Here is a 402-nt window from a genome sequence, read left to right as displayed (position 1 = left end):
GGCCCTGGCGCTGAGCGCGCCCGCCACCCGGAGCCCGCAGTCCGACAGCACCTGGCGGGCGGAGATCGTGAGCCGCTCCAACCGCATGGCCGACCTGCTGGCCGAGGCCCACATGGTCGCGCAGTCGGACGCCAGCGTGCTGCTGCTGGGCGACAGCGGCAGCGGCAAGGAGCTGCTGGCCCGGGCCATCCACCGCGCCAGCCCGCGCGCGGCGCGGCCGTTCGTGGCCGTGAACTGCGGCGCCATTCCCGAGGCCCTGCTGGAGTCCGAACTGTTCGGCCACATGAAGGGCGCCTTCACCGACGCGCACAGCAACCACAAGGGCCTTTTCCAGGCGGCCGACGGCGGCACGCTGCTGCTCGACGAAATCGGCGACATGCCGCCGGCCCTGCAGGTCAAGCT

Annotated in this window: 1 protein-coding gene; it reads left to right on the top strand. The window is 72.9% G+C overall.

Annotated features, from left to right (window positions below):
- Positions 1-67 precede the first annotated feature (67 nt).
- A partial coding sequence (locus FJV41_RS57605) for a sigma-54 factor interaction domain-containing protein (RefSeq protein WP_281291690.1) occupies positions 68-402 on the top strand: 335 nt, incomplete at its 3' end.

The sequence above is a fragment of the Myxococcus llanfairpwllgwyngyllgogerychwyrndrobwllllantysiliogogogochensis genome, assembly GCF_006636215.1.
Lineage (GTDB): Bacteria > Myxococcota > Myxococcia > Myxococcales > Myxococcaceae > Myxococcus > Myxococcus llanfairpwllgwyngyllgogerychwyrndrobwllllantysiliogogogochensis.
This window is presented reverse-complemented; position numbering and strand designations above follow the sequence as displayed.